Here is a 6,093-nt window from a genome sequence, read left to right as displayed (position 1 = left end):
AATTATTAAAACAATCGCTATACTGAAATTGTATTTAGCAATTTTAGATGTCTTTTCTCCTCTATCAAGCATCATATCTAATATTCCCGATAAACCAAAGAATATTGTAAGCACTGAAATACATGATATGAAATCTAAGCTTAATACTGGTAACTTAATAAATGCGTATATAGCTATAGTTACAAGTGCTATCCCATATATTTGGATAATTTTTTTCATTTAATACTCCTTTCAAACTAAATAGTCATTAATAACATTATATCCATATATTTACAAAAAATAAATACCCCTTATTAATATAAGAGGTATTTGTTATGCTTTTGCCATATTTGGTACATATAATTGTTCTTGTGTAGAATATCTTGACAATAATCCTTCATACTCTAATGTGAAACATTCTAAGTCATAAAAATCATTAGGTCTTGTTTCATATGAATACTTATTTAAAATTTCAACTCCACTTTTTTGTAACATATCTGCTACAAAATGAGAACATACGTACTTGTATTCTTTTTCTCTAGGTCTATCTACAGATAAATATATAAGTGCTTTAACATCATAATCATATTCTTTTCTATTTGTACTAACTTCCATTATATTTTTATATATTTTTTCATATTGTAAGTCTGTAACATCTAATGAATACACCCTACACATAGTATTTTTCCTAATAGCATACAGTCCTTCATTTATATTTTCTTCCACAAATCCTGCAAAAATTGGCGTTTTAGGATTTAATCTTCCAAATGAGTACATTGGCTTTAATTCTTTATTTAAAGCTATTGATACGTGTGCGTATGGGGTTTTACTTATGTTTCTTATAAGGTAAGATAATACGGTTCCAGTATAAGTTGTTACTATATATATCTTTTTCATATTGTTCTCCCCTTAATTTCAGTATTAATCAAGTTTAACTATAAAATTATATCATAAGATTAAGTCTATTACAAATGTTATTTTTCTATATTTCTATTTTTTCTTATGATTTATATTTCCATTATGAATCTTATTATTTACACGATGTCCAATTATCCAAGATGCTAAAATTGCAACTAAAAATAATATAATTTTTGTTGGTTGAGAAAAAAACTCTCCTACATCTTCCCCTACATAACTTATAAGCAAAAACATTACAAATTTACCGCATACCATTCCAGGTATAAATGTTTTTATATCTAATCCAGCAAACCCTGATGCTATAGTTATTAAAAAATCTGGAATAAAAGGACATGCATAAGATATAAACATAGTGTTAAACCCTTGTTTTTTTATCCAAATTATTATTTTATTTACTTTATCATTGTTTTTATATCTTTTAAAAAACTTCCATTTAGAAAATTTATTAGCTGCGTAGTAAAGTAATACCGAAGCAATACTAGACCCTATCCATGATACTAAAAATCCCATCCACATTCCAAGTACAAAAGCATTTGCTAATACTATTGCAAGTAGTGGTAATACTGGTGCAAAAGTTTCTATTACTATTAAAACAAACCCTCCTATAACAGCTAATACTTTATGATCCGCTAGTGAATATAATATTTGATCCATAATTAACTACTCCTAGATTTATGCCATTTTAAATTTATTATTACTTTATTTTAATTTTGTATTTTGATATAAAATCTATAAAATTATTAACTTCTAATTGAATGTCTAATATAATCTCTTTTTCTTTTATCTTAATATCATTTAATGTCATCGGATAAGTATAACTTTTATCTACTACTATAACGCCATCTTTAACTATAAATGGTATTTTATCTTCGTAAGATTTTAATTTTTCGCTTACAGTTTTATCACTTATTTTTATCTTTCCTAGTTTAAAATCTGTTAATTTAATATTTAAATTATTATCAACTACACTTGGGTTTAAATTTACTTCTATTTGACTATCTATAAGTCCTAATACTTTATAAGGAGATATAACCTTTATGGCATTGTTGCTAACATCTATATATACATTTTTAAGTTCTTGTATATCATATGTTGTCATTACTGTATAAACTACGTTTTTAAACTCCTCATCTGATATAGCTATTTTTCCTTCTAGTCTAAGTGGATTTTCAAGTACTTCAAAATAATCTATAAAAGAACCCGTTAATAATTCTTCACTAGTTATAAATTTACCTTCTACTATATTAACTCTATCTCTTGGTATTAAGGCATAATATATACCAAGTAATATTATCCCTAAAACAATAATAATACTTATTATTATCTTTGAACTCTTTTTCATAAAATCACCTCTTTAAAATATTCCTAAATTTATTATATATCTATTATTAGTATTCCATTTGTTAAATATTATTATTGATGATTATATTTTTACTTTTTAAATTTAAGATATGAATTTTATAAAATTTTTATAATTATTATTATAAATTTCATTACTTTGTATAATACTGTTAAGTATATATATTTTGATAAGATTTTATTTTTAAATAATTATATCTTTATTTTTTTCCAATATTAGATTAAAATCAATAGTATGGATTATAGTATCTTTATTTACTATAGAGAAAATTTAATTAATTGAGAGGTATTATATATGTCAAATGAAAATAATTCATCTAACTTTATAAAAAATATTATTATAAATGACTTAGAAACAGGAAAACATGACAGTATCATAACTCGTTTTCCACCTGAACCAAACGGATATTTACATATAGGTCATGCAAAAAGTATTTGCCTTAACTTTGGTTTAGCTCAAGAGTTTAAAGGTAAGGTAAACTTAAGATTTGATGATACAAATCCTGTTAAGGAAGATGTAGAATATGTAAATTCTATAAAGGAAGATGTAAAGTGGTTAGGATTTGATTGGAACGACTTATACTTTGCATCAGACTACTTTGATGAAATGTATAACAGAGCTGTACTTTTAATAAAAAAAGGGAAAGCTTATGTATGTGAATTAACTCAAGATGAAATAAGAGAATATCGTGGAACTTTAACAGAACCTGGTAAAGAAAGTCCATATAGAAATAGATCTATAGAAGAAAACTTAGAGTTATTTGAAAAAATGAAAAATGGAGAATTTAAAGATGGAGAAAAAGTTTTAAGAGCTAAGATCGATATGAGTTCTCCTAACATAAACTTTAGAGATCCAATAATCTATAGAATAGCTCACTCTACTCATCACAATACAGGTGATAAGTGGTGCGTATATCCTATGTACGCATTTGCTCATCCACTAGAAGATGCTATAGAAGGTATAACTCACTCTATATGTACTCTTGAGTTTGCTGATCAAAGACCTCTTTACGATTGGTTCGTTAGAGAATGTGAAATGGAATCAGTTCCTAGACAAATAGAGTTTGCAAGACTTAACCTTACAAATACTGTTATGAGTAAAAGAAAATTAAAACAACTTGTTGATGAAGGTGTAACTGATGGATGGGATGATCCTCGTATGCCTACTATATCTGGACTTAGACGTAGAGGATATACACCAGAATCTATACGTAACTTCTGTCGTGAAATAGGTGTAGCTAAAGCTGATTCTAAAGTAGATAGCCAAATGTTAGACTTCTTCGTAAGAGAAGATTTACAAGCAAAAGCTCCTCTTGCTATGGGTGTTTTAAAACCACTTAAATTAGTTATAACAAACTATCCTGAAAACGAAGTTGAAATGATAAAATTAGAGAATAATGCAAAAGATGAAACTAAAGGAACTAGATTAGTACCATTTGGTAGAGAATTATACATAGAACAAGATGACTTTATGGAGGAACCTGTAAAGAAATACTTCAGACTATTCCCGGGAAATGAAGTTCGTCTAAAAGGTGCATACTTTGTTAAGTGTACAGATGTTATAAAAGATGAAAATGGAAATATAGTTGAAGTACACTGTACTTATGACCCTGAAACAAAGAGTGGTTCAGGATTTACTGGACGTAAAGTAAAATCTACTATACATTGGGTTGAAGCTAAAACTGCTCTTCCTTGCGAGTTTAGATTATATGAGCCATTAATACTTGATGATGCTCCTGAAAACGAAGGAAAGCACTTCTTAGAGCAAATAAGCCCTAATTCAATAGAAATATTACAAGGTTTTGCTGAGCCTACTCAACTTGAGAATGCAAAATCTTTAGATAAGTTCCAATTCGTAAGAAATGGATTCTTCAGTGTTGATAACAAATACACTACTAATGAAAATTTAGTGTTTAATAGAGTAGTTCCTCTTAAGAGCTCTTTTAAACCTGGAAAATAGCATCTAAAAAGGGAATGATAAATATCATTCCCTTTTGTATGTATATTAATCCTTACGGTATCCTAATATCTCTATTCCATCTTTGATACACTCTATGTTGAGCGGAAAATCAGGTCCTTTTTCTCCATCTATATCAGTTATCAAATCATCACTACACTCTATTAAAACCTTCTTTGTTTTAAAGTATAATAGTTCATCTTCATTATAATGATCTAAGTGTTCTCCTTTTAATATATTAATCAGCATAGGAATAGACTTTGGTATAGGCATGGCCTTAAATATTATAACATCTAAATATCCATCATCTACTTCAGCTTTATATGCTAAGTTTATGTTTCCAGCCGTTTTACCATTAAAAACTAACATAAGATACATATCCCCTTCATAATTCACTTCTTTTGAGTGGACATTTATTTTAAATTTTCTTAAATGAAGTGCTTCTTCTATTCCTGCTATATAATAGGATACTTTTCCCATATAGTTTTTAAAATCTGGATTTATCTTTTGAGATACATCCGTAAACATTCCTGCACTCGCTACATTTATAAAATATTTATCATTTATTTTTCCAATATCTACTTTTTTAGAAGTAGAATTGATTATATCTTTTATAGCATCTTTAACATCCCAAGGAATTTTTAAGGCATTAGCAAAGTCATTAGCAGTTCCAGTTGGTAAAATTCCAATTGGTATATTTATATCAAATTCCTTCATAGAATTTAATACTATATCTACCGTACCATCTCCACCTGCTAATAATAAATGATCATATGTATCATCTATCCCTAAAAAGGCTTTACTTATGTGCTCTTCTTTATTTAATCTATAAGGTATAAGCATATAATTATTTTGCTGATATACTTTTATAATATCATCTAATACACTAATTATTCTTTTTTCACCTGAATTTGGATTGTATATAAGTTTTACCTTTTTCATATTTCCTCCTTGCTACCCTTGGTGACTTACATTTATTATATACTATAGTATATGATTAATAGCAAAATCTTATTTATCAATAAATTCATTAATATTACATAGTTAGTACATATTTGCATATATAATAAGAGTACATTTAAAATTGCTTAATGTACTCTTTTTAAGAATTAGTATCCAAAATTTTCATTTATAAATATTACATGAATTCTATCCGCCATTCTTTGTCTTTTTATAAGAGTATATTCACAGCATATTCTATCAGGACTATTACAATCCATACACTGTCCAGTAGTTTTGCATGGTGTATTTGTTCCTATTCTCTTCGCATTTGCTGGTGCACATATTTCTTTATTTCTATTAATTGCTTCCTCTACATTTTTTACTATCTTATTAACACCTGTTATAACTATAACTTTATCTGGACCATAAAGCATAGCTGCTATTCTGTTCCCATTTCCATCTACATTATAAAGTTCACCATTTTCTGTTATTGCATTTGTACTAGTAAAGTATGCATCTGCACAAAATGTTTTTCTATACATTTCTTTTAAATCTTCTTGTGTAAGATTTGCCTCATATCTATCTAAGAATTTATATTTTCCACTTCTTAAAAAATCTATCACTCCAGTTTCAAATAAAGTCATAGATCCTCCGCAGCCAACTAAAGAATCTTCTTTTACTAATTCTTGTATTTTTTCTAAAAGCTCTTCTTTGTTTTTAACTAAGTAACCTTTCATATTATTTTTCTCTAAGGCTTGTATAGTTCTTTCTATTTTTTGTTCATTAACCCAAACCACATTCTTATCCATTATATATTCCTCCTAAAAAATATTTCTTTTATTTTTATGATTTTATCATTTTCAAATTTGTTTTAATTGACGATCACCTAATAGTCTTATTATTTATATTTTACCATAATTATCTATGTTTAATAAAAT

General features: G+C 27.1%; 6 protein-coding genes and 1 pseudogene. 1 reads left to right on the top strand and 6 read right to left on the bottom strand.

Annotation, left to right across the window (positions count from 1 at the left end):
- The 4 genes and pseudogenes from VLM92_RS00035 to VLM92_RS00020 all read right to left on the bottom strand — a co-directional run.
- Positions 1-219: pseudogene (locus tag VLM92_RS00035) on the bottom strand (hypothetical protein); the annotation flags it as partial.
- 93 nt (positions 220-312) lie between these two features.
- Complete coding sequence (locus VLM92_RS00030) at positions 313-876, bottom strand: hypothetical protein (protein ID WP_325274311.1); 564 nt, start codon at positions 874-876, stop codon at positions 313-315.
- Positions 877-969: 93 nt separating this feature from the next.
- Positions 970-1,551: a TVP38/TMEM64 family protein gene (locus VLM92_RS00025; protein ID WP_325274310.1), complete on the bottom strand. Its 582-nt coding sequence runs from the start codon at positions 1,549-1,551 to the stop codon at positions 970-972.
- A 40-nt stretch (positions 1,552-1,591) separates the two neighbouring features.
- Entirely contained in the window at positions 1,592-2,239 is a 648-nt protein-coding gene (locus VLM92_RS00020) for a DUF2140 domain-containing protein (protein ID WP_325274309.1), read from the bottom strand.
- A gap of 312 nt (positions 2,240-2,551) precedes the next feature.
- Here VLM92_RS00020 and VLM92_RS00015 point away from each other — a divergent pair, with 312 nt between their 5' ends.
- Positions 2,552-4,216, top strand: coding sequence for a glutamine--tRNA ligase/YqeY domain fusion protein (locus tag VLM92_RS00015; RefSeq protein WP_325274308.1), 1,665 nt, complete (start codon positions 2,552-2,554; stop codon positions 4,214-4,216).
- 45 nt (positions 4,217-4,261) lie between these two features.
- Here the strand turns inward: VLM92_RS00015 and VLM92_RS00010 are convergent, their stop codons facing one another.
- The gene (locus tag VLM92_RS00010; RefSeq protein ID WP_325274307.1) at positions 4,262-5,155 is read right to left on the bottom strand and encodes a YegS/Rv2252/BmrU family lipid kinase; all 894 of its coding nucleotides are present in this window, start codon (positions 5,153-5,155) and stop codon (positions 4,262-4,264) included.
- 167 nt (positions 5,156-5,322) lie between these two features.
- A complete protein-coding gene (locus VLM92_RS00005; RefSeq protein ID WP_325274306.1) occupies positions 5,323-5,964 on the bottom strand; it encodes a lactate utilization protein in 642 nt (213 codons plus the stop codon).
- Positions 5,965-6,093: the final 129 nt, after the last annotated feature.

This window comes from Romboutsia sp., assembly GCF_035470145.1.
Taxonomy (GTDB): Bacteria; Bacillota; Clostridia; order Peptostreptococcales; family Peptostreptococcaceae; genus Romboutsia_D.
The sequence above is the reverse complement of the archived record's forward strand: the minus strand, read 5'-3'. Positions and strand labels throughout refer to the sequence as shown.

Coding starts and splice junctions, on each gene's coding strand:
- VLM92_RS00030 (WP_325274311.1), bottom strand. CDS start 876: ATGAAAAAGATATATATAGTAACAACTTATACTGGAACCGTATTATCT.
- VLM92_RS00025 (WP_325274310.1), bottom strand. CDS start 1,551: ATGGATCAAATATTATATTCACTAGCGGATCATAAAGTATTAGCTGTT.
- VLM92_RS00020 (WP_325274309.1), bottom strand. CDS start 2,239: ATGAAAAAGAGTTCAAAGATAATAATAAGTATTATTATTGTTTTAGGG.
- VLM92_RS00015 (WP_325274308.1), top strand. CDS start 2,552: ATGTCAAATGAAAATAATTCATCTAACTTTATAAAAAATATTATTATA.
- VLM92_RS00010 (WP_325274307.1), bottom strand. CDS start 5,155: ATGAAAAAGGTAAAACTTATATACAATCCAAATTCAGGTGAAAAAAGA.
- VLM92_RS00005 (WP_325274306.1), bottom strand. CDS start 5,964: ATGGATAAGAATGTGGTTTGGGTTAATGAACAAAAAATAGAAAGAACT.